The organism is Trichococcus sp., from assembly GCF_049589555.1.
Classification (GTDB): Bacteria; Bacillota; Bacilli; order Lactobacillales; family Aerococcaceae; genus Trichococcus.
Map to the genome: position 1 here is coordinate 1 of NZ_JBAWAZ010000208.1, position 20,582 is coordinate 20,582.

Below are 20,582 nucleotides of genomic sequence, written 5' to 3' on the forward strand. Positions count from 1 at the left end.
CTGAAAGAAATTTAGGAAATCGTGCCGACTGAGCATCGTAGAGCGCAATAGGTACGATTTATCTAATTTCCGAAGGGCTAACCCGTGAAGCTAGCCATCATTGTTGGATGCATGGAACACTTTACAAATCTGTCTAGCACCAAAGGTGATGCACTTTTGGATTCGAAATTTTTTATACTTTCCTTTAAAAGAACCAAAAAAATTCCGTTATGCCAGTAGTTGGCATAACGGAATTTTTATTTTGAATGACTATTTTTAGCTGAAGCGTACGACGTCGCGAGCGATCATCAACTCTTCATCTGTAGGGATCAACAATACTTTCACTTTTGAATCGTCAGTTGAAATGATTCTTTCAACGCCGCGGACATTGTTCTTCTCATCGTCGATTTTGCAACCGAACCAAGAAATGCCATCGATGATGATTTTACGGGTAGGTGCAGAATTTTCACCAACGCCGGCAGTGAAGACGATCGCATCCACACCGTTCATGATTGCAACGTATTGTCCGATATATTTTTGGATACGGTTGTAGAAGATATCCAATGCGATTTGAGCTTGGTCATTTCCGTTTTCTGCTGCTGTTTCAACATCGCGCATATCGCTTGATACGCCGGAAAGTCCCAACAGACCTGATTTTTTGTTCAGGATGTCAACGAATTCGTTGATATCCGTGATGCCCAGTTTGCCCATCAAATATGCGATCAAAGATGCATCGATGTCGCCTGAGCGAGTTCCCATTGTGATACCTGCCAATGGCGTGAAGCCCATGGATGTGTCGATTGATTTTCCGCCTTGGACAGCAGTGATGGAACCGCCGTTACCGATATGGCATGTAACGATCTTCAACTCTTCGATCGGTCTGCCCAACATTTCGGCAGCGCGTTCAGCAACGTATTTGTGGCTTGTTCCGTGTGCGCCGTATTTTCTGGCAGCATATTTTTCATAGTAATCCATCGGGATGCTGTATAGGTAGTTTACTTTCGGCATTGTTGTATGGAAAGATGTGTCGAATACAGCAACACTTGTGATTTCAGGCAACAATTTCTTGAATGCACGGATTCCAGTAGCGTTCGCTGGGTTATGCAACGGCGCCAATTCAGCCAGTTCTTCGATTTGTTCCAGGACAAGATCATCCACAAGCGCGGAATCTTTGAAGATTTCGCCGCCGGCAACGACACGGTGGCCGACGCCTGTGATCTCATCGTAGCTTGAAATGATGTTTAGTGCTAATAATTGATCCAGTAAGTTATGTACCGCGATCTCATGGTTCGCAATATCTTCCGTTACTTGGAATTTTTCGCCTTCTCCGTGTTTGATTGTGAAGACGGAATCGTTCAAACCGATTCTTTCGATAATTCCGGTTGCAAGAACTTCCTGATCAGGCATAGCGTATAATGTAAATTTCAAGCTTGAGCTACCAGCATTGATAGCGATGATTTTTGACATTTTTTTCTCTCCTTTAAATTGACTGATTTTTCTTATATCTCTAATAAATATTATATCATCTTTGCGCTCCAATTGTGGAAAATATCCAGGAAAGATTGCATCTTTTGTGCGTTTTTAAGATCTGGAATTTCCCCCAAAAGCACTTGTTCGGCTTGAATCGATTTTTCACCATTTTTTTGAACAATAATGATTGATTTTTTCATTCCATTTTTGTGGAACAGATCTTCCGGAAGGCTCAAAAATGCCTGTATATGAACGGTTTCCTTCAACCACCCCATTAATACAGATGTTTTATCTGTTTCAAAAATGTCAGAAGGAACGATAAAAATCCCCCAACCGGATTCTTTCAAATAGTTCACATTTTGTTCAAACATTAAGAAATGCGCAAAAGAATTTCCTTCCGAAAAAGCTGTTTTGTAGTTTTTTGCGCGCTCGTTTACAGGATAATATCCGATTGGAAAATCTGATACCATGATATCGGAAGGCGCAATCAACAGTTCCTGCAGGCTGTCCGAATGGGTGTAATGGATTTTTTCGGACAATCCCATCAAGGATCCGCTGTTCGCCGCGACACTGATCAACAGGTCATCGTTGTCAACTGCTTCCGCAGTCACTTCATTGCCTCTGCTTGCCAAATGCGCCAGAACGATATTGAGAAGATTCCCTGTCCCTGCAGCCAGGTCTGAAACATGCAGTTTTTCTGTCTTATCTTTTTTTATTTCTCCGATGAAATAAGCGATCAGATACGCAATCGTGTCCGGTGTCATTTGATGATTCATCTGGAGCTTGTCTTCTTTCGTTGCCTTGATGAAAGTCAATTGGATGCTCTTGCGGATGATTTCCTTATCCAATGCATCCATGTTCATCTTTTTGTAGAGTCTATTCAATCGTTCGACTGCCTCGTTTGAAGGCAAGCCTTCCACTTGTTGTGCTTTCCCTTCAAAGGAAAGATTTTCCAGCGTTTCGGACAACGCTTCTACATATGAAAGTTCAGCTTCCGTTTGAAGTAATTTGATGGCTTCATCCATTAAACCGAAAAGACTCTCAACATTTGTTGCTTTCAAGTCGTTCACCGTCCCTTACTTTTTGTTGTTTTGTAAAATACAAAAAAACCTGCGAAGGAAGTGAATGATCATTTGCCCCCGCAAGGTTTTTTGTGTGTATGTAATTGGTTGATCGGCAAAAGTACAAGTATTATTTAGCTGTAGGGTATACAGAAACTTGTTTTTTGTCACGGCCTAAACGTTCGAAACGAACGACACCGTCAACTTTTGCAAATAGAGTGTCATCTCCACCGATACCGACGTTAGTACCTGGATGGATTTTTGTTCCGCGTTGACGGTACAAAATCGATCCGCCAGTTACTGTTTGTCCGTCTGCACGTTTAGCGCCTAAACGTTTAGATTGGGACTCACGTCCGTTGGTAGTAGATCCGCCCCCTTTTTTGTGGGCGAACAATTGTAGATTCAATTTCAACATGTGGTTTGCACCTCCTTATTAAGTAGTACAGTTTTTATTGCATTTTTATGGTCACATAATCCGGATATGTCTGAGCGACATCTTCCAGCGAATAGAATAGATGCTTCAGTAAAATTTGCGTAATGTATTGCTGTTCCGCTTCCCTTTCGGAAAGTATTTCCGCATAGAGATACCCGCCTTCATCATCAGCTTCATCAACAAGCATCTGGTAACCGGCTAAACGTTCAACGCTATTCACAGTTTCGATGGCCAGTACAGAAACAGCGGCACAGATAATATCTTCACCTGCTACCCCATACCCGGCATGTCCCGTAATCTCGAAAGAAAGCAGGTTGCCATAGTCATCTTCTTTAAATTTCACTTCAATCATGATTATTCACACTCTTATGCTTTGATTGCGTCAATGATTACTTTTGTATAAGGTTGACGATGACCTTGCTTGCGGTGTGTATCTTTTCTTCTCTTGTATTTGAAAGTAGTTACTTTCTTTTCTTTGCCCTGTTTTTCAACAGTGCCTTCTACAGAAGCACCTGTTACGAATGGAGCGCCAATTTTGGTTTCTTCTCCACCTACAAATACGATTTCATCAAAAGTTACTTTATCACCAGCTTCAGCATCTAATTTTTCAATGTAGATCGCTTGTCCAACTTCAACTTTTAATTGTTTACCACCTGTTACGATAATTGCGTACATATTCTCTGCACCTCCTTATTTTACTTAGACTCGCCAAACGAAGTGCCCTTTAAGGTCTTATGACTCCCATTCGTGCGGTTGTAGCCGTGGTGCGCACATTTACAACATTAATAGCTTATCAAAAAACCAGCCTCAAGTCAACCAAAATCAAAACATTCGTCAAATAAGTCGCCATTTACCTCACGGAGGACCAAAAATGGTAAAACAAAAAACAGGGCAGCTGCCCTGTTTCTTGTTTGGACTGTCCAATTTTCTGCGGACATGCCCTAGTCTTCACAATATCCTTAACGGTTCTTGACGAATTCACTTGAGGATACGATCCGGGTACCATATTGTTGACCGAACTCGGTATCATGCGTAACGATCAGGATGCCGGTTCCTCCTGCTGCAATTTCCTGGATCAGCTTTCCGATGCTGTCGGAAGATTCACGATCAAGCGCAGAAGTCGGTTCGTCAAAACAAAGCACGCGCGGATTCAGCATCATCGCCCGGGCGATCGCAACCCTTTGCTTCTGGCCCCCGGATAAAGTCGACGGCATCGCATTCAATTTGTCTTCCAATCCCATTTGTTTCAACAATCCGGCAGCTTTTGCCGCCAGTTCTTCGCGGCTGCCCAATTTTTGGGCAAGCGGCGCCTCCAGCAGATTGTCCAGCACAGTAAGGTTCGGGAACAAAGCGTAATCCTGGAACACCATGCCGATTTTGTTTTGGTAAAGGCGTCTTTTTTTGCGGTCTGCATATTCTGCGCCCTTCAACCCTTGTTTACACAAGACAGCATCCTCGATCGAAATGGTGCCTTGGTCTGTTCTTTCAAGATTATTGAGCAAGCGCATCAAGGTCGTTTTCCCAGTACCGGAACGCCCCACAAGCACAACAATTTCATTGGAATCGATGTGGAATGAAAAATCATCGATTACGGTTATGTCATGATAAGACTTTGTTAAATTCATCGCATTTAATAACATGATTGCCGCTCCCCCCTAAAAGTTCCCTTTGGATTCAAGTTTATTCAGCAGCACCGTAATGACAGCCGTAACGGATAAATAGACGATACCCACTGCCAGGAACGGCACTAACGAAGCATACGTGTTCGCGGCAATCTGCCCTGCCCGCAACAGTTCCCCGAGACCGATGACATAAACCAAAGATGTATCTTTTACTAGCGCAATCACTTCATTCCCTACAGATGGCAATACGATCTTGGTGACCTGTGGAATGATGATTTTGAAAAACCCTCTGACCTTACCGATACCCAACACCGAAATGGCCTCGAACTGCCCTTTCGGAACAGCAGTGATACCTCCGCGGAAGATTTCCGCATAATAGGCGGCATAGTTGATCATATATGCCAGAATTGCTGCCGAAAAACGATCCAACGTGATGCCTATCAGCGGCAAACCGAAGAAAACAAACATCAATTGCAACAGCAATGGCGTCCCTCTCATGATGAAGACATATATCTGGATCAGAAAACCCAGCCACTTGGGTCCGTAAACCCGGATGACGGCAATCAGAAATCCTAACGGAATGCTGGATATCCCTATGATGAAGAACAACGTAAGTGTCATCTTCAAGCCGTCAAGCAATGATGGCAGTATCGTCTGTATCAAGTCCATTTCATAAACCTCTTTCTTACCCTTTATTTTCGTTATTCACTGTAGAACCATTTGTTATTCAGCGAACCAAGTTGTGTAGATTTCATCGTACGTTCCATCTTCACGCATGTCATTCAACGCTTCGTCAATCGCTTCTTTCAGTGTGACATCTTCCTTGCGGACACCCACACCATATTCTTCATCGCCAAAGTTATCGGTAAGAACGGCATACTTTTCCTCGCCTTTTTGTTTCATGGTGTAACGGCCCAACACTTCATCAACGACGATTGCATCACTGCGGCCGCTTTCCAAGTCGTTGAAAACGTCATTGAAAGTAGGGTACACAATCGGCGCGCCCCCATCAAACTCAGCTGCAATTCCCGTTTCGTCGGCATTGATGGCATCAAATGCTGCAGATCCTTGTTGCGTCGCGACTACTTTTCCGGCCAAATCGGCTTTTGTCTTGATATCACTGTCCGCCATTGTGACGATGATTTGGCTGTTGTTCAGATACGGTTCTGTGAAAAGCACTTTCTCTTTGCGTTCTTCCGTGATGGAATAGCCATTCCAGATCATGTCGATGTTACCGGAATCCAATTCGGTTTCCTTCATTGCCCAATCGATCGGCTGGAAAGTGATTTCAACATCCAAGCGTTCAGCGACTTCTTTCGCCAAGTCAACATCAAAGCCGACGATTTCGCCGCTCTCATCTTTGAAACCCATAGGTGCAAAAGTATCGTCCAACCCCATCACCAGTGTTTCTTTGATTCCTGAATCTTCCGATCCGGTTGCAGAAGAATCCTCAGCAGCTCCTCCACCGCATGCAGCCAATAAACTTGTAGACGCCAACAACATTAATGCTAATTTTTTCATATTCTTCTCCTCCATATATGTGTACTTTTTTATTACCTAATTTTGTGGTGGCCCCTCATCAAGCCGTTTCCAATAAAAAAAGCCCTCTAACTTCCTGCTGAAAGTTAAAGGACGATTGAAGTCGTGGTTCCACCTTTTTTTGCGGCATCTTCACAGAAACCGCCTCATAACGTTCCATTCGAAACGTCAGTGCTGTAACGGGCACAACCGAGTCAACCTACTAAGGGCAGCGGATGCTGTCTTTTCGGCATTCTTGCTCAGAGACGTGATTTCACTGGTTTCTATTGTCTGCTCACACCACCCGCAAACTCTCTGGAAATAGCCAAAAGTTACTTTTTCTCTTCATTGCATTTAGAATTTAAGACAATAATACCACAGCGTTCGTTAAATGCAAGCATTTCATTAAAAAAGATCTCATTCATTTCTCATCATGGTCAGTCGTACATCCAGCCCACAAGTTTAAACAATGGGTAATATATTACAATGAACAGCACAATATTCAATACGATGGTCGGTCCCAGACGCTCAGAAGCGAATGCACTGAAATCAAGCTGCGTAATGTCAATCAAGCTGTAAAAGCCAAAAACGAATGAATCAACCAAAACGATCGCTAAGATGAACAACAGAGCCAACACGAAAACATTTTCCGTCAAATATTTCTGCATTTTCTTCACGAAGTACACGATCACCGCAAAAGCGACTGCGTAAACGCCCAAAATGCCGCTGTAATAACTGTCGAACAACAGCCCGAACAAAACTGCGTACAACTGCATCGGCTGTTTGGGGAAATAGTAGGCAAAAAGCACGAATCCGAACAGAGCCAAGTGCGGCACAAGGATATACTCTTCACTGACGAACTGGCCCGGAAAGGCATTGATCAAAAAGCCATCCAAAATCAAAAGCAAGTAAAGCATCACGGGGATGAAATAAGTGTGATGCAAAGATCTGTTCTGCACCATCACTCACCACTCCCGCTCAGCCGTTTGATGACCGTCACGAAGCGGATATTATAAACCTCTCCGGCAGGCTCGATCGTCACCTGTTTGAACAGGCCGTAGCTGTCCATGGATACTTCTTTGACGGTGCCGATCAGCAAGGCGCTTGGCGAAACGCCGCCCAAGCCTGATGTGATCACACTGTCGCCAGGATTGATCACTGCATCCGGGGCAATTTGGGACATGGAAAGCATCTTCGTGTTCTCATCATAGCCATTGACGATGCCATGAACAGGTCCGGATTCAGTTTGGATTTCAGCTGACACACGGTTGGTCGTATCGTTTGAAGTGGTCAACAAAAGCACTTTCGCGCTGGTTGAGTTGACTTCGGATACACGGCCGATCAGACCGTTTCCGGCCATCACTGACATGTCGACCTCCACCCCGTCCTTGGATCCTTTATCGATGACGATTTGGTTCAGCCAACTGTCCGGGTTGCGGGATACCACAGAAGCATTGATTTGTTCATATTCTGATAAAGTGCTTTTTAGCTCAAGTTCTTCCTGCATCCGTGCATTTTCTTGCTCCAGATTATAGACTTTCACTTGCAGCTCATAAACGGTATCAATTTTACTTTTTAAAGATTGGTTTTCTTCATACGTATTCATCAGGTTATCGACTGAATCAACAAAATTCGCCACTACTTCCGCTGGCTTAGAAAATATTCTCGCAATGGAGCCTGTCACATCGTTCCCTACTTGTTGCGGTATCGATGTATCTTCTCTGTTGTTGGTGAGAGAATATGCTATCAAGCTGATAAAGGTGATCACACTGATCAATAGGATAATCAATTTTTTGTTGTTAAAAAACTGATTCACATTGACACCTCATTTCGTACATCACTTTCAATTACATTCATTTTCTTAATGCCTTAAATTTTTACGCTTGTACACGTTGATATTCTTCAATGTTTCGCCTGTCCCGATGGAAACGCAATCCAATGGATCGTTGGCGATAAATACAGGAACTTCCGCTTCCGCCGAAATGACTTCAGCAATGTTCTTCAACAAAGCCCCACCGCCTGTCAAAACGATGCCATGATCGATGACGTCAGCAGATATTTCGGGAGGAGTCTCTTCCAGCACTTCCCTCACGGAAAGGATGATGTTCTCGACCACATCATGGATTGCAACCGCTACATCCTCGGCATGGATCTCCAAAGTCTTGGGCAGGCCATTGACCATATCCCGGCCCCTTATTTCCATGGATCCGTAGGAAGCTGCCTTTTCGATGTCGGCACAACCGATCGTTATTTTGATGTTCTCGGCAGTCCGCTCGCCGATCAACAGACCGTATTTTTTGCGTATGAATTGAATGATTGCCTCATCCATACGATCGCCACCGGCTGTACTGGATCGGCTCGTAACGATTCCTCCGAGCGAAATCGTCGCGACATCCGTCGTCCCGCCACCGATGTCCACCACCATATTGCCTGTAGGCGCATGCACCGGAAGTCCGGCACCCACCGCGGCAGCGAAAGGCTCCTCTATGATGAAAGCTTCTTTGGCGCCGGCTGTCCGGGTGGCATCAAGAACTGCCCGTTTCTCGACTTCCGTCACACCACTCGGGACGCAGACCATCACGTAAGGTTTGATGAATGCATTTCCAGTCGCTTTTTTGATGAAATATTTCATCATTGCGACAGTTGTATCATAATCCGCAATGACGCCTTCCTTCATCGGGCGTGATGCCACAATGGTTCCGGGTGTCCTGCCAAGCATCTGGAAAGCCTCTTCCCCAACGGACAGAATCTCCCCCGTATGGATATTTTTGGCGACGACAGAAGGTTCTCTGATCACGATGCCCTTGCCGGCTATGAAGACGATCGTATTGGCCGTACCTAAATCAATTCCGATGTTTTTACCCTTAAAATTCAAACTTACCAAGTACTTCTCATCCTTCCGTCTGATTGACTACAAACTCTCCCACAAACAAATTCTTTTCTATTTTACCACAAACCGGAACAAGAAAAACATCAATGTAACAAACAAAAGAAAGAATTAATCTATTTGACAGGAATGCCGTCAATCGGTAATGCTGACGCAAATAACTCACCCTAATTGACACAATATATCTACACGAACCACAGTGACTCCTCCAGCAGGTCGGCATTTAAAAAGGGCCCGAGACAGTGTCCCGGACCCCTTGATCGCTTAAGTTAAGGAAAATTAGATTTTTTCTACGTTAGAAGCTTGCGGTCCACGGTTTCCATCAACGATTTCGAATGAAACTGCTTGTCCTTCTTCTAATGATTTGAATCCGTCACCCAAGATAGCTGAGAAATGTACGAATACGTCGTCTCCGCTTTCGCGTTCGATAAATCCAAAACCTTTTTCTGCGTTAAACCATTTTACTGTTCCTTTTTCCATGAAAAATTCCTCCTCGTGCAAAGCACTAAAAATGTGATTCTTGCTTTTGGTACGATAGGAATGTTCAAGACAATCTATTCTTTACCAAACAAAAACACTAATATAATGATATATCAGGTTTTCCGATATTGCAAGTTTTTTGCCACCAAATTTTCATTTCCATCTACGTAAACATTCACTGAATCGGACTAAATGATGCCGTATTCCCGCAGGCTGAGATAATCATCGACCCCAATGATGAAGTGATCGAGGATCTCAATCCCCATCATTTCTCCGCATTCCACCATCCTGCGGGTAAAGACTAGATCAGCCTCCGAGGGATCGGGATTCCCGGAAGGATGATTGTGCGCGAGGATGATCCTCGCCGCCGCAAACCTTACCGCCTCCCGGAAAATCTCGCGCGGATGCGCAACCGAACTGTTCAGACTGCCGATGAATATCGTCTTCTTCTTGATGATTTCGTTCTTTGTGTTCAGATAGACAGCCACCACGTGCTCCTGCTGGAGATCGCGCATCTCTTTCTGCAGCAGCGTTCCGGCACTTTGCGTCGAGGTGATCGTTCCGCTCTTCAATTGCGTGGCATTGGCTACGCGCACTCCCAACTCGACACAGGCCTTGATTTCGATTGCTTTGGTTCGGCCGATTCCGTGGATTGAAGTCAACTCTTCCAATGAGGCCATCTTCAAGGAATGCAGATCTTCGAACTCATTCAGCACCCGTAATGCCAACTGCATGACATTGCTGTCCCTAGGCCCCGTCCGCAGAATGATCGCCAATAATTCATGCGTCGCCAGGGCTTTTTCTCCGAATTGATCCAATCTTTCACGCGGGCGCGAGGCTTTCGGAACCTCCATCAGCAGATTTGTTTCTTGCACCATCCTGTTTTACCCCTTTCCTTCCGTCTACTCAATAGATACGCAGGAAGGGGCGGAACAGGTTATTTCTCTTTCAGCCAATCCATGACCGCGTGCAGGTCCGGCAAAATGGCCGTCGTTTTTGCTTTCGCTTCGTCATCGGGAACAATCAGATCCGGGATCATGATCACTTCAATGCCCGCGTCATAGGCCGCACGGATGCCATTAAGCGAATCTTCCAGGATGAGACAGTCTTCTTTCGGAATGTCGAGGGGTTTCCAGGCGCTCAGGAAAATTTCCGGATCCGGTTTTGCGAAGGACACTTCATCCCCGCAGACTTGGTAGCGGAAGTACTGCGAAATATCAGCCAACTCAAGGTAAAAGCTGACTTCTCTCCTCCGGCTGCTGGAAGCAACGACGCACACCACGCCCTCCTCCTTCAGAAAGGCCAGCAGATCATAAAGGCCTTTTTTGATCGGAAGTCCCTGCTCGGAGGCGATGTCTGTCTGCCTCTTCTTCATTTTCCTCAGGAATCGCTCCGCCAGTTCAGCGTCGCCGAAGTCGGATGCCAATTCGGGCATCACATCCTTATCGGATCGCCCTACTTGCTTCAGGTAATAGTCGAAGTCGAACGCTATCGGCAAAGCCAACTCTTCAGCCAATTCGCCTTGCGCCTGATAGCCCAACGTTTCCGTATCGAACATCAGTCCATCCATATCAAAAATGACCGCTTTTTTACGCATCTCATAACTCCTTATTCTTTAATAAATAATGCCTTACTTCGGAAAGAAAATACAGTGAGCCTGTAATCAGCAACATGCCCTCTTCGGATTGTTTCGCCTTCAGATCATCGATCGCAAAGCGCCAATCTTCATAGGCCTCAGCTTCTGGCACGCTCATCCGCTCGCACAGTTCCTTGACTGAGGCAGCCCTTGGGAAATCGAAACTGGTCACGTACAGCTTGCTGTCCGGGATCGACTTGATCAACTGGCCCATTTCCTCCAGGTCCTTATCCGCCAACGCCGCCAACAGAATGGTGATATCTTTGTCAGAAAACTTCTTCTTGATCGCTTCAGTCAGCACTTCCATAGCCGGGATATTGTGGGCACCATCCAGCATGACAAACGGTTCTTGCGAAACGATCTCCATCCGGACCGGCCAAGCCGTCCCCAGAAGTCCCGCTTTGATTGTGGTCTCCGAGTAGCTTAAAGCGTGTTTTTTGCAGAACAGCAAGAATGTCTGCAGCGCAGTGGCTGCGTTATCGACTTGATGGCCACCCATCAAGGCAATTTCGAGGTTCTCAAAAGTGGCCAAGGGAGAGACAAAGTCAAAGACTTCATGGTAATCAGAACCCTCATGCCAATTGGTGACGCTGAAGTCCGGTCCGTATGCATACAAGGGCGCTGCCTTTTTTTCCGCAGTGTCCCGCATCACCGACAAAGCCTCTTCAGGCAATCTTCCGATGACGACAGGTGTCCCTTGCTTGATGATTCCGGCTTTCTGATAGGCGATCTCCGCCAGGGTATCCCCGAGGATATTGCTGTGGTCTTTGCCTATCGTCGTGATGAGCGACAAATCCGGCTCGGCAACATTCGTGCTGTCGTACAAACCGCCCAGACCGACTTCCAACAACACAACATCGCACGGATGGGAGCCAAAATAGGAGAACATCATGGCAGTCACAACTTCGAATTCAGTCAGCGGCCCCATATCCGTCAGGCTGATTTCCTCATAGAGTGCATGCAGGATGTTCGCTTGCTCCAATACGTCTTCATCCGGGATGTTCGCTCCATTCACGCCGATCCTTTCATTGAAACTGACGATATGCGGCGAGGTGAAGGTTCCAACCGTATAGCCAGCCGCCATGAACAGGCTTCTTAAGTAAGCAACATTCGACCCTTTTCCGTTTGTTCCGGCAATATGGATGGATCTGAATTTACGTTCCGGGTGATCCAGTTTTTCCATCAACCATTTCATCCGGACTATTCCCGGTTTAGGGCCCATGCCTTTGCGGGTATGGATCCATTCCATCGCTTCTTCATAAGTTGCAAACATCTACCGCTTCACTCCATTTCCATTTAAGAAGAACCCTATCCACAAAGGAACTTGCTAATAGGGTTCTTCCTGTTCAATTCGATTCTCTTATTAAGCCAACTGTTCTTTCAAGGCAGCGATGCGTTCTTCAACGGCCGCCAATTTTTCGCGGTATTCCGTTCCTTTTTGTTTCTCCCCATCGATTACAGCCTGCGGGGCTTTGCTGACGAATTTTTCGTTATTCAATTTGCTTTCCACACGGTCGACTTCTTTGGTCAATTTCTCCGCTTCCTTCTCGAGACGGGAAATCTCATCTTCCAATTTGATCAGACCGGCCAACGGCATATACACCTCTCCGCCTGAGAAAACTGCGGTGACAGCGTCGCTGGCTGCCTGGATGTGTTGGCCGATTTCCAGTGTATCCGGGTTGCAGAAGCGGAAGATGTACGATTCATTGGCGCGGAAAACCGCTTCGGTCTCCTCGTCATTCACTTTCAACTGCATCGGAACTTTCTTGGACAACGGTGTGTTCATTTCAGCGCGGACATTGCGGACGCCACGGATCAATTCGATCAGTTTTTCCATCGCTTCTTCTGCTGCTTCATCGATGTAGCTGTCCCTTGCTTCCGGATAGGCTGCCGTCACGATGGAATCGCCTTGATGCGGTACATTCTGCCAAATCTCTTCGGTGACGAACGGCATTACCGGATGCAATAAGCGCAACACATTATCCAAAACATACGCCAAGATGCTGCGGGTTGTCTGTTTTGCCTCTTCATTTTCCCCTTGCAGAACTTCCTTGGACATTTCGATATACCAGTCGCAGTAATCATCCCAGATGAAACGGTACAACAAGCGACCGGCTTCACCGAATTCAAATTTCTCGAACAGGTCCGTCACTTTTGTGATGGTCTTGTTCAGGCTGGAAAGGATCCATTTATCGGCTATCGTCTTTTCCCCTGAGATGTCGATATCATCGAAAGTCAGGTCTTCCAAGTTAAGCAGCACGTAACGGCTGGCATTCCAGATCTTGTTGATGAAGTTCCAGGATGCATCCATCTTCTCATAGCTGAAGCGGACATCCTGACCGGGTGCGGAACCGTTCGCCAAGAACCAGCGCAAAGCATCCGCCCCGTATTTTTCGACAACATCCATCGGGTCGATCCCGTTTCCGAGCGATTTGCTCATTTTGCGGCCTTGCTCGTCACGGATCAGACCATGGATCAGCACATTCTCAAACGGACGCTTTTCGGTGAACTCCAGACTCTGGAAGATCATCCGGCTTACCCAGAAGAAGATGATGTCATATCCGGTCACCAAAGTGCTCGTAGGGAAATAACGTTTGAAATCTTCCGCCTCTTCATCCGGCCAGCCCATCGTCGAGAACGGCCAAAGTGCTGAACTGAACCATGTATCCAGAACATCCTCATCCTGCGTCCAGTTTTCGCTGTCGCTCGGAGCTTCCATGCCTACGTACATTTCGCCGGTTTCTTTATGATACCAAGCCGGGATTTGATGTCCCCACCATAATTGGCGAGAAATGACCCAGTCATGGACGTTGCCCATCCAAGTCAGGAAAGTATTCTCAAATCGTTCCGGATAGAAGGAAACTTTTTCTTCTGAGGATTGATTTCCGACCGCACGCTCGGCCAATGGCTGCATTTTGACGAACCATTGCGTCGAGATGCGCGGTTCCACAATAACGTTTGTACGTTCCGAATGTCCGACGCTGTGGGTCATTTCTTCAATTTTGACCAAATAGCCCAGTTCTTCCATATCTTTTATGATCGCTTTGCGCGCTGCAAAACGGTCCATTCCTGCATATTTTCCGGCTGCTTCGTTCATCGTCGCATCATCGTTCATGACGTTCACTTGCGGCAAATCATGGCGCAAACCGACTTCAAAGTCGTTCGGGTCATGCGCCGGCGTGATCTTAACGACGCCGGTCCCGAAGTCCATCTCGACATAATCATCAGCGATGACCGGGATTTCCCGATTCACCAGCGGCAACGTCACGGTCTTGCCGATGAACTGCTGATATCTTGCATCTTCCGGATGAACTGCGATGGCAGTATCGCCCAACATGGTTTCGGGACGGGTAGTCGCCAACTCCAGGTAGCCTGAGCCATCCGTCATCGGATAGCGGAAGTGATAGAAGGCGCCCTGAACGTCTTTGTGGATTACTTCAATATCGGATAAGGCTGTTTTCGCTTTGGGATCCCAGTTGATGATGTAGGCGCCGCGGTAGATCAAGTCTTTTTCGTACAAGCCGACGAAGACTTTGCGGACCGCATCCGACAGGCCTTCATCCAGCGTGAATCGCTCGCGGTCATAATCAACGGATATGCCCATTTTTCCCCACTGCTCGCGGATAACGCTAGCGTAATCCTCTTTCCATTCCCAAACTTTGTCGACAAAGGCTTCCCGGCCCAGGTCATAGCGGGTAAGGCCATCCTCGGCTAATTTCGCTTCAACCTTGGCCTGGGTGGCGATGCCGGCGTGGTCCATCCCAGGCAACCACAACGTATCGAATCCTTGCATGCGTTTTTGGCGGATCAACATATCCTGCAGCGTCACATCCCAGGCATGGCCCAAGTGCAGTCTGCCGGTTACGTTCGGAGGCGGAATCACGATCGAATACGGTTTTTTGCTCTTGTCGCCGCTAGGCTTGAACAGCCCCGCTTCCACCCATTTTTGATATTTCCCAGCTTCTACTTGTTGGGGTTGATACTTTGTCGGCATTGCGTCTGCTTTAGACATTCAGCCACTTCCTCTCTCTTTTACATTGATTTGTTGCGAAAAAAAACGCCCTGCATACGAATATGCAGGACGATATGAATCGCGGTACCACCTAAATTACAGGAATCGGATCCCTGTCTCTCTTTTTGATAACGGAGAATACTCCGAGCTGCGCTACCCAGTCCACAGACCTTCACACAACTTGCTCACAAGCTACTTCACTTTCCTTCCCCAAAAAAGCTTTCACCAAACGCTTTTCTCTCTTATGTGGTTCCGGGTAAGCTACTCTTCTTGATCGACGCTTATTTATACTTCACTAGTTTAGCACCTTTTGATTAAAATCTCAATGCGATTAAAGTAAATTTTTTGCAGCTGCCAATGCTGCTGCTTCATCTGGTTCCGTCGATATTTCAGGGACGATCTCCATGTAGGAAAGGACGCCTTCTTTGTCGATGACGAACACGCTGCGGGCCAACTTGTTGCCCATCTGAGGCACCTTCAGTCCGTAGGCTTCGGCAAATTCGCCGTTGTCATCATGCAGCATCTGCATATCGATGCCGTTTGCCGAGCACCAGTCGGCTAATTCTTCTTTTGTATTTCTCGAAACTGACAACAGTGTAACACCTTCGATATTTGCTGCTGTCTCGTTGAATTTGCGTGTTTGATTATCGCAGACCCTCGTGTTGATGTCCGGGAATACGCTGATCAGAACAACCGAACCGCGCAAATCATCCAAAGATACCTTTTCGTCTTCTGTGTTGTACAACGAAAATGCCGGCGCCTTCTCCCCAACAACAGGCTGAGTCCCTAAAACTTCAATAATTTCACCTTTTAATGTCACTTGCATGAAAACATTCCCCCTTATCCGATAATACTCTTATTATACAGATAAGCGGTGATTTATGGTAAGGATACGCTCTTGCAAGGCGGATTACAGCAAGTCTGAAAAGAGAGCCTCGTCGTGGCTTGCGGTGTCTTCCCGGCCGGTTATGCTTGATACGACAATGCCTGCAACCGCGCGCGCCACGAGCGGTTCCACATCAAGGTTCGCTTCAAAACGTCTGGCCTTATCCAAATGCGGTTTCGTTTTTGGTGATGGTGGCGCAAAAATCGTACAGCAGTCCTCGAACGGTTGCACCGACAAATCAAAGGTATCGATTTTCTGCGCCAAATCGATGATTTCCAATTTATCCATCGTTGCGACAGGACGAATGATCGGTGTCGTTGTGACATCATTGATGGCAATCATGCTCTCCAACGTCTGGGAAGCGACTTGGGCCAAAGATTCCCCATTAAAGATGGCCAGCCCTTTGCGTTCGGCTCTGATGGCATCGGTGATCCGCAGCATCATCCGGCGCGTGATCGTCATCAGATAATCCGCCGGCACTTTCTCTTTGATTTCTTCCTGGATTTCCGTGAACGGCACTTCGATGAACTGGATTTCACCGCCGAATTTAGTCAATTTGGCAGCCAAATCTTTGGCTTTCTGCAACGCTTGCGGACTTGTGTAAGGCGGGCTGTGGAAGTGCACTGCCTCAATCTTCACACCGCGTTTCATGGCGAGATAACCGGCTACCGGCGAATCGATGCCTCCGGAAAGCATAAGCATGCCTCTGCCGCTGGAACCGACAGGCAATCCGCCAGCCCCTTGATAGGTTTGCGTACTGAGCATGATGCCGCTGGTCTTGATGTCTACGCGCACAAGGATGTCCGGCTGCTTCATCTTGACCGAAATGCCAGGGAAAGCATCCAGTACGGTTGCCCCCAGCTCAGCATTCATGAAGGTCGTGTCATGCTCGTAGGCATGATCCGAACGACGCGTAGCTATCTTGAATGTCTTTCCGGCTGTCTCCATTTTGGCAAGCAACTCCACCAAAACCCGTTTCACTTCATCGAGATCACGCGAAACCAGATAGACCGGTGAATAGTTTTGGATGCCGAAAACATGCTGCAGGCGTTCGATAATGACGGCCTCATCAGCTCCGTTCAGGTCCAACAACATAAAATCGTGCTCGGGTTTGATTTTGATCTGCGGATAATCCTTTGTGACCATCCTGACATTTTGCGCCAACTGTTGGACAAAACGTTTTTTGTTTTTCCCTTTGGTCGACAGTTCGCCAAAGCGGATTTGAATGTTCGTTTCCATTTATGTTCTCTTCCTATCTGTCAGTTATTCTATTGTATTTTTTGGAACTGTCCATGCAGCGTCCGGAAATGTTCAATGAAGGCTTCCGCTTCCGACTCCGTATTCTCGCCGGAAAGACTTATCCTGACAGCACATTGGCTCCAGGAAACCGGCACGCCCATCGACCCCAACGTATAGGGCGTGCCTTTCTTTCTGCTCGAGCAGGCGCTGGTTGTTGAAATGAAGATGTCCTGGCTTTCGAAAGCATGGACCATCACTTCTCCCCTGACGCCTTTCATGGCAAAACAAAGGATATGGCCGGCGCCATCTTCAGGTGAAAAGATTCGGACATCCTCATATTCCGAAAGGGCCGCAACCAACTTACTCCGGACCAGCCGTTCTTGTTTCCGGCTTGATTCGCTGCTTTCAAGCGTCATGCGCAGGGCTTTAGCCATCGCTGCGACTCCCCCGACATTCTCCGTCGTGCTGCGCATGCCGGATTCTTGTCCGCCTCCCGTCAACAACGGCGCGATCCGTTTGCCATGTTTCTTGTAGAGGATGCCGACGCCTTTGGGGCCGTGGAATTTGTGCGCTGAAAGCGATAAGAGATCCACACGGGGATGTCGGATCAGCGGCTCGCATTCACCGACAGCCTGCACGGCATCCACATGGAAATGGACCCAAGGATAATTTTCCAGCAGCTCGCCGATAGCCTCGATCGGCTGGATGCTGCCGACTTCATTATTGATGGCCATGATACTGAGCAGGATCGTATCTTTCCTAATGACTTTCTCAAGCTCATCGATGGATACGATTCCGTTCGCGTCGACAGGCAAGTAGCTGATTTCAAAGCCTAACTTTTCCAGCTGCTCCAACGATTTGGTGACCGCCGGATGTTCAACCGAAGAAGCGATCATGTGCTTCCCTGCAGCGAACTTCTCCATCGCGGTGCCTTTGATCGCCCAGTTGTCGCTCTCTGTACCGCCGCTCGTGAAGAAAATTTCATCTGGCTGAGCACCCAGTAAGTGTGCAATCTGTTTACGCGATTGCTGAAGCAAAGCATCGGCTTCATTGCCTAATCTGTGCAGACTGGAAGGATTGCCAAAAAATTGTTCATTGACCTTCCGGTAAGTATCCAAAGCTTGCGGATACATTTTTGTTGTTGCACTGTTGTCAAAATAAATCATCTTTATCTACACTTCCTTAATAACTTTGCACTCTCATCGGGACATCCTATCCATTATATAGAAAATGCCTGACCATTAAAAGCTTACGGCTGAATTTTATTGCCTTCTCATAAATAAGTGTCCAAAAAAAGGAGCCGAGACAATGTCCCGACCCCTTCGATTTGTTTGTTCAGCATTTAATAGTAGCGACGATTTTTTTCTTCCTGGTAGGATTCTTCCACTTTGCGGGCAGCACCTGCTTCGACGCGATTCAGCGGAATTTTGACAGCCTCCAACGCACCTTCGTAGTCATATTCGCGATGGAAAAGCACCAAAGCTTTGTTGATGGCATTTTCGATTTCCACATGCGAATGACGGAAACGGTTTGCGTACTGGATCATATACTCCGTCAGCATCGCATTGTCCACGATCGCTTGCGTTTGGTTATCCAACATTTCGATGTCCTCTTCGCACATCTTGGAAATGGCATCGATTTCGTCCATGTCGATCTTCACGCGGTTCAGCTTGGAAGCCAAATCCTCGATGCGATCCGTGACTGAGAAGAATAGATCCAAATAGATTTTCGGCAAACCCGGCAGATGGTACTTCTCGATGGTCCGTTTCATGTTGCGCATATCCAACTCGTACAGATCTATGCTGTCTTTGATTTCTTTTTCGCGGTTGCGCAGATCACTGAGGTTGCTGACTAATTCAGACTGTTCCTTGTCGATTTCGGAAAGGCGTTGGCTGATTTTTTCGTAATATTCGCGGACAACCGAGTAGGAAATTTCATGTTCCTTCATCATCTTATCGTAATAACGCAAGGCTTCATTTTCCTTCAGCAACTGCTCTTCGAACTCTTGCGCACGTCCCAATTCATTCTTGTTCAAGAAATAATTCTGGGAAACGCGGTCGATTTCAAGCAGCACATAGCGGTTGCTTTGCAGGACATGATCCATTTTCTTCTGCAGATTCGCCGTATGACGACCCACAAAATCCTTGGCTTCCATTTCTTTTTCCATGATGGCATAGACCGCTTCAATATCGCGTTCGACCTTATCCATCTTCTTGCCTGCTTCATTGATATCAGCAAGGCCGATGGAATCTTTTGCTTCCTGGATTTCTTTTTCGACAGCAGCTATCTCAACGAAGACATCCACGCCTTCGAAAATGTACTTCTCATCCAGCAGGCGTTGGTAGCCGTCTTTCAGATCATTCACTTGTTCTTCGTACTCTGTTTTGATTTTTTCGTTCAGCTGAGGGATCTTTTCAACGACTTCTTCCATAACAAGCAAATCCTGCTCGATACGCGATAAGATTTCTTTGGCTTCCATATGGTCGCCCTCGTTCGTCAATGAATTGAATTTCGTGAAATCCAACTCCATGTAATTCAGGTTTTTCTCCAACGTTTCGATGGCTGGACCGAATGTAAAGCTGTGCGCCAATAATTGTTTGCGGATTTTATTATAGCGTTCCTGGATTTCTTCCAACTCTTTGCGGTTTTCCTGTGCACTTTCCAATAGTTTTTCGAGTGCCTTGTTCACTTTTTCAACGCTGTTTTTCGTTTCGTCGATCAGTTGATCCGCTTGCGAAATGGCTTGTTTCGCCTTGATGAAATTCATGCGTTGGATGTATTGTTCGGCACTGACCAGCGCCGCCTCGATTTCAGGATACTGAAATCGCGTGATGGTCTGCCAGGTAGCTTGCCAACTTTCATAAGTGCGCTTCGTTTGACCTGTCAAATTCATATTTTTCAATGTGAACAGGTTATCGGCCACAGGTATGGCCATCGCTTTTTGTTTCTTCTCATCGATCGCCTTGATCCGATTCGCTTGTTGCCTCGTCAAATACATGATCGCACCGTACCCGATCAACACTATCAATATTATCGCTACTAACCAGTATATAAACTCCATCAATAAATCCTCCACCTATTCCGACAATTTCGTTTATTTGATCTTAAAATTGAAAACGCCCAATATATCTCATTTTTTAGTATAACATAGAAAGAACCAATCAGAAACCAGAAAATAATAAGGGGAACTGAATTCCTTTCCCTGGAACAGTGAAAGCGTTCCGCTGCTGGGCAAAGTCCGAAAAACATCACATTTCCATTGCATTAACTTCTGTTGTTTGGTACAATAACCTTTGTGTAAAATAATGCAGCGAGAAAGAAGCACCCGCGTCAACAGTTCATCGCCATCGTGAGATGGT

General features: G+C 46.6%; 20 protein-coding genes and 3 other annotated features. All 20 genes read right to left on the reverse strand.

The window, feature by feature from the left end; translation table 11 throughout:
* Positions 1 to 255: 255 nt before the first annotated feature.
* The 20 genes from WBV27_RS07805 to WBV27_RS07900 all read right to left on the reverse strand — a co-directional run bounded on the left by WBV27_RS07805 (position 256) and on the right by WBV27_RS07900 (position 20,284).
* Complete coding sequence (locus WBV27_RS07805) at positions 256 to 1,446, reverse strand: acetate/propionate family kinase (protein ID WP_424200925.1); 1,191 nt, start codon at positions 1,444 to 1,446, stop codon at positions 256 to 258.
* A 50-nt stretch (positions 1,447 to 1,496) separates the two neighbouring features.
* Positions 1,497 to 2,510 carry a class I SAM-dependent methyltransferase gene (locus WBV27_RS07810; RefSeq protein ID WP_140186007.1) on the reverse strand — a complete coding sequence of 338 codons (1,014 nt, stop codon included), beginning with the start codon at positions 2,508 to 2,510 and terminating at the stop codon, positions 1,497 to 1,499.
* Positions 2,511 to 2,640: 130 nt separating this feature from the next.
* Positions 2,641 to 2,925: a 50S ribosomal protein L27 gene (gene rpmA / locus WBV27_RS07815; RefSeq protein ID WP_068560128.1), complete on the reverse strand. Its 285-nt coding sequence runs from the start codon at positions 2,923 to 2,925 to the stop codon at positions 2,641 to 2,643.
* A 34-nt stretch (positions 2,926 to 2,959) separates the two neighbouring features.
* Positions 2,960 to 3,295: a ribosomal-processing cysteine protease Prp gene (locus WBV27_RS07820; RefSeq protein WP_424200928.1), complete on the reverse strand. Its 336-nt coding sequence runs from the start codon at positions 3,293 to 3,295 to the stop codon at positions 2,960 to 2,962.
* Between the two features lie 14 nt (positions 3,296 to 3,309).
* A complete protein-coding gene (gene rplU, locus WBV27_RS07825) occupies positions 3,310 to 3,618 on the reverse strand; it encodes a 50S ribosomal protein L21 (RefSeq protein ID WP_086628296.1) in 309 nt (102 codons plus the stop codon).
* Between the two features lie 16 nt (positions 3,619 to 3,634).
* Positions 3,635 to 3,708 (reverse strand) — a sequence feature (ribosomal protein L21 leader region).
* A gap of 194 nt (positions 3,709 to 3,902) precedes the next feature.
* Positions 3,903 to 4,583, reverse strand: a complete 681-nt coding sequence (locus WBV27_RS07830; RefSeq protein ID WP_424200930.1) for an amino acid ABC transporter ATP-binding protein — start codon at positions 4,581 to 4,583, stop codon at positions 3,903 to 3,905.
* A 15-nt stretch (positions 4,584 to 4,598) separates the two neighbouring features.
* Positions 4,599 to 5,234: an amino acid ABC transporter permease gene (locus WBV27_RS07835; RefSeq protein WP_086941783.1), complete on the reverse strand. Its 636-nt coding sequence runs from the start codon at positions 5,232 to 5,234 to the stop codon at positions 4,599 to 4,601.
* Positions 5,235 to 5,288: 54 nt separating this feature from the next.
* A complete protein-coding gene (locus WBV27_RS07840) occupies positions 5,289 to 6,086 on the reverse strand; it encodes an amino acid ABC transporter substrate-binding protein (RefSeq protein WP_424200932.1) in 798 nt (265 codons plus the stop codon).
* A gap of 104 nt (positions 6,087 to 6,190) precedes the next feature.
* Positions 6,191 to 6,441: a binding site (T-box leader), on the reverse strand.
* Between the two features lie 79 nt (positions 6,442 to 6,520).
* Complete coding sequence (gene mreD / locus WBV27_RS07845; RefSeq protein WP_424200934.1) at positions 6,521 to 7,045, reverse strand: rod shape-determining protein MreD; 525 nt, start codon at positions 7,043 to 7,045, stop codon at positions 6,521 to 6,523.
* Positions 7,045 to 7,899, reverse strand: a complete 855-nt coding sequence (mreC, locus tag WBV27_RS07850) for a rod shape-determining protein MreC (RefSeq protein ID WP_424200936.1) — start codon at positions 7,897 to 7,899, stop codon at positions 7,045 to 7,047. The genes mreD and mreC overlap by 1 nt, the downstream gene beginning before the upstream one ends.
* A 45-nt stretch (positions 7,900 to 7,944) precedes the next feature.
* Positions 7,945 to 8,958 carry a rod shape-determining protein gene (locus WBV27_RS07855; protein WP_424200974.1) on the reverse strand — a complete coding sequence of 338 codons (1,014 nt, stop codon included), beginning with the start codon at positions 8,956 to 8,958 and terminating at the stop codon, positions 7,945 to 7,947.
* Between the two features lie 291 nt (positions 8,959 to 9,249).
* The gene (cspD, locus tag WBV27_RS07860; protein ID WP_086628303.1) at positions 9,250 to 9,450 is read right to left on the reverse strand and encodes a cold-shock protein CspD; all 201 of its coding nucleotides are present in this window, start codon (positions 9,448 to 9,450) and stop codon (positions 9,250 to 9,252) included.
* Positions 9,451 to 9,638: 188 nt separating this feature from the next.
* Positions 9,639 to 10,328, reverse strand: coding sequence for a RadC family protein (radC, locus tag WBV27_RS07865; RefSeq protein ID WP_170100137.1), 690 nt, complete (start codon positions 10,326 to 10,328; stop codon positions 9,639 to 9,641).
* 59 nt (positions 10,329 to 10,387) lie between these two features.
* The gene (locus WBV27_RS07870; protein ID WP_424200939.1) at positions 10,388 to 11,047 is read right to left on the reverse strand and encodes an HAD family hydrolase; all 660 of its coding nucleotides are present in this window, start codon (positions 11,045 to 11,047) and stop codon (positions 10,388 to 10,390) included.
* A gap of 1 nt (position 11,048) precedes the next feature.
* A complete protein-coding gene (locus tag WBV27_RS07875; protein WP_424200941.1) occupies positions 11,049 to 12,359 on the reverse strand; it encodes a bifunctional folylpolyglutamate synthase/dihydrofolate synthase in 1,311 nt (436 codons plus the stop codon).
* 90 nt (positions 12,360 to 12,449) lie between these two features.
* A complete protein-coding gene (locus WBV27_RS07880) occupies positions 12,450 to 15,098 on the reverse strand; it encodes a valine--tRNA ligase (RefSeq protein WP_424200943.1) in 2,649 nt (882 codons plus the stop codon).
* Positions 15,099 to 15,160: 62 nt separating this feature from the next.
* Positions 15,161 to 15,385 (reverse strand) — a binding site (T-box leader).
* Positions 15,386 to 15,429: 44 nt separating this feature from the next.
* Entirely contained in the window at positions 15,430 to 15,924 is a 495-nt protein-coding gene (tpx, locus tag WBV27_RS07885) for a thiol peroxidase (protein WP_424200945.1), read from the reverse strand.
* A gap of 84 nt (positions 15,925 to 16,008) precedes the next feature.
* Entirely contained in the window at positions 16,009 to 17,223 is a 1,215-nt protein-coding gene (gene thiI / locus WBV27_RS07890; protein WP_424200947.1) for a tRNA uracil 4-sulfurtransferase ThiI, read from the reverse strand.
* 29 nt (positions 17,224 to 17,252) lie between these two features.
* Positions 17,253 to 18,389: a cysteine desulfurase family protein gene (locus tag WBV27_RS07895; protein ID WP_424200949.1), complete on the reverse strand. Its 1,137-nt coding sequence runs from the start codon at positions 18,387 to 18,389 to the stop codon at positions 17,253 to 17,255.
* A gap of 176 nt (positions 18,390 to 18,565) precedes the next feature.
* On the reverse strand, positions 18,566 to 20,284 hold the full coding sequence (locus WBV27_RS07900; RefSeq protein ID WP_424200951.1) for a septation ring formation regulator EzrA: 1,719 nt from the start codon (positions 20,282 to 20,284) through the stop codon (positions 18,566 to 18,568).
* Positions 20,285 to 20,582: the final 298 nt, after the last annotated feature.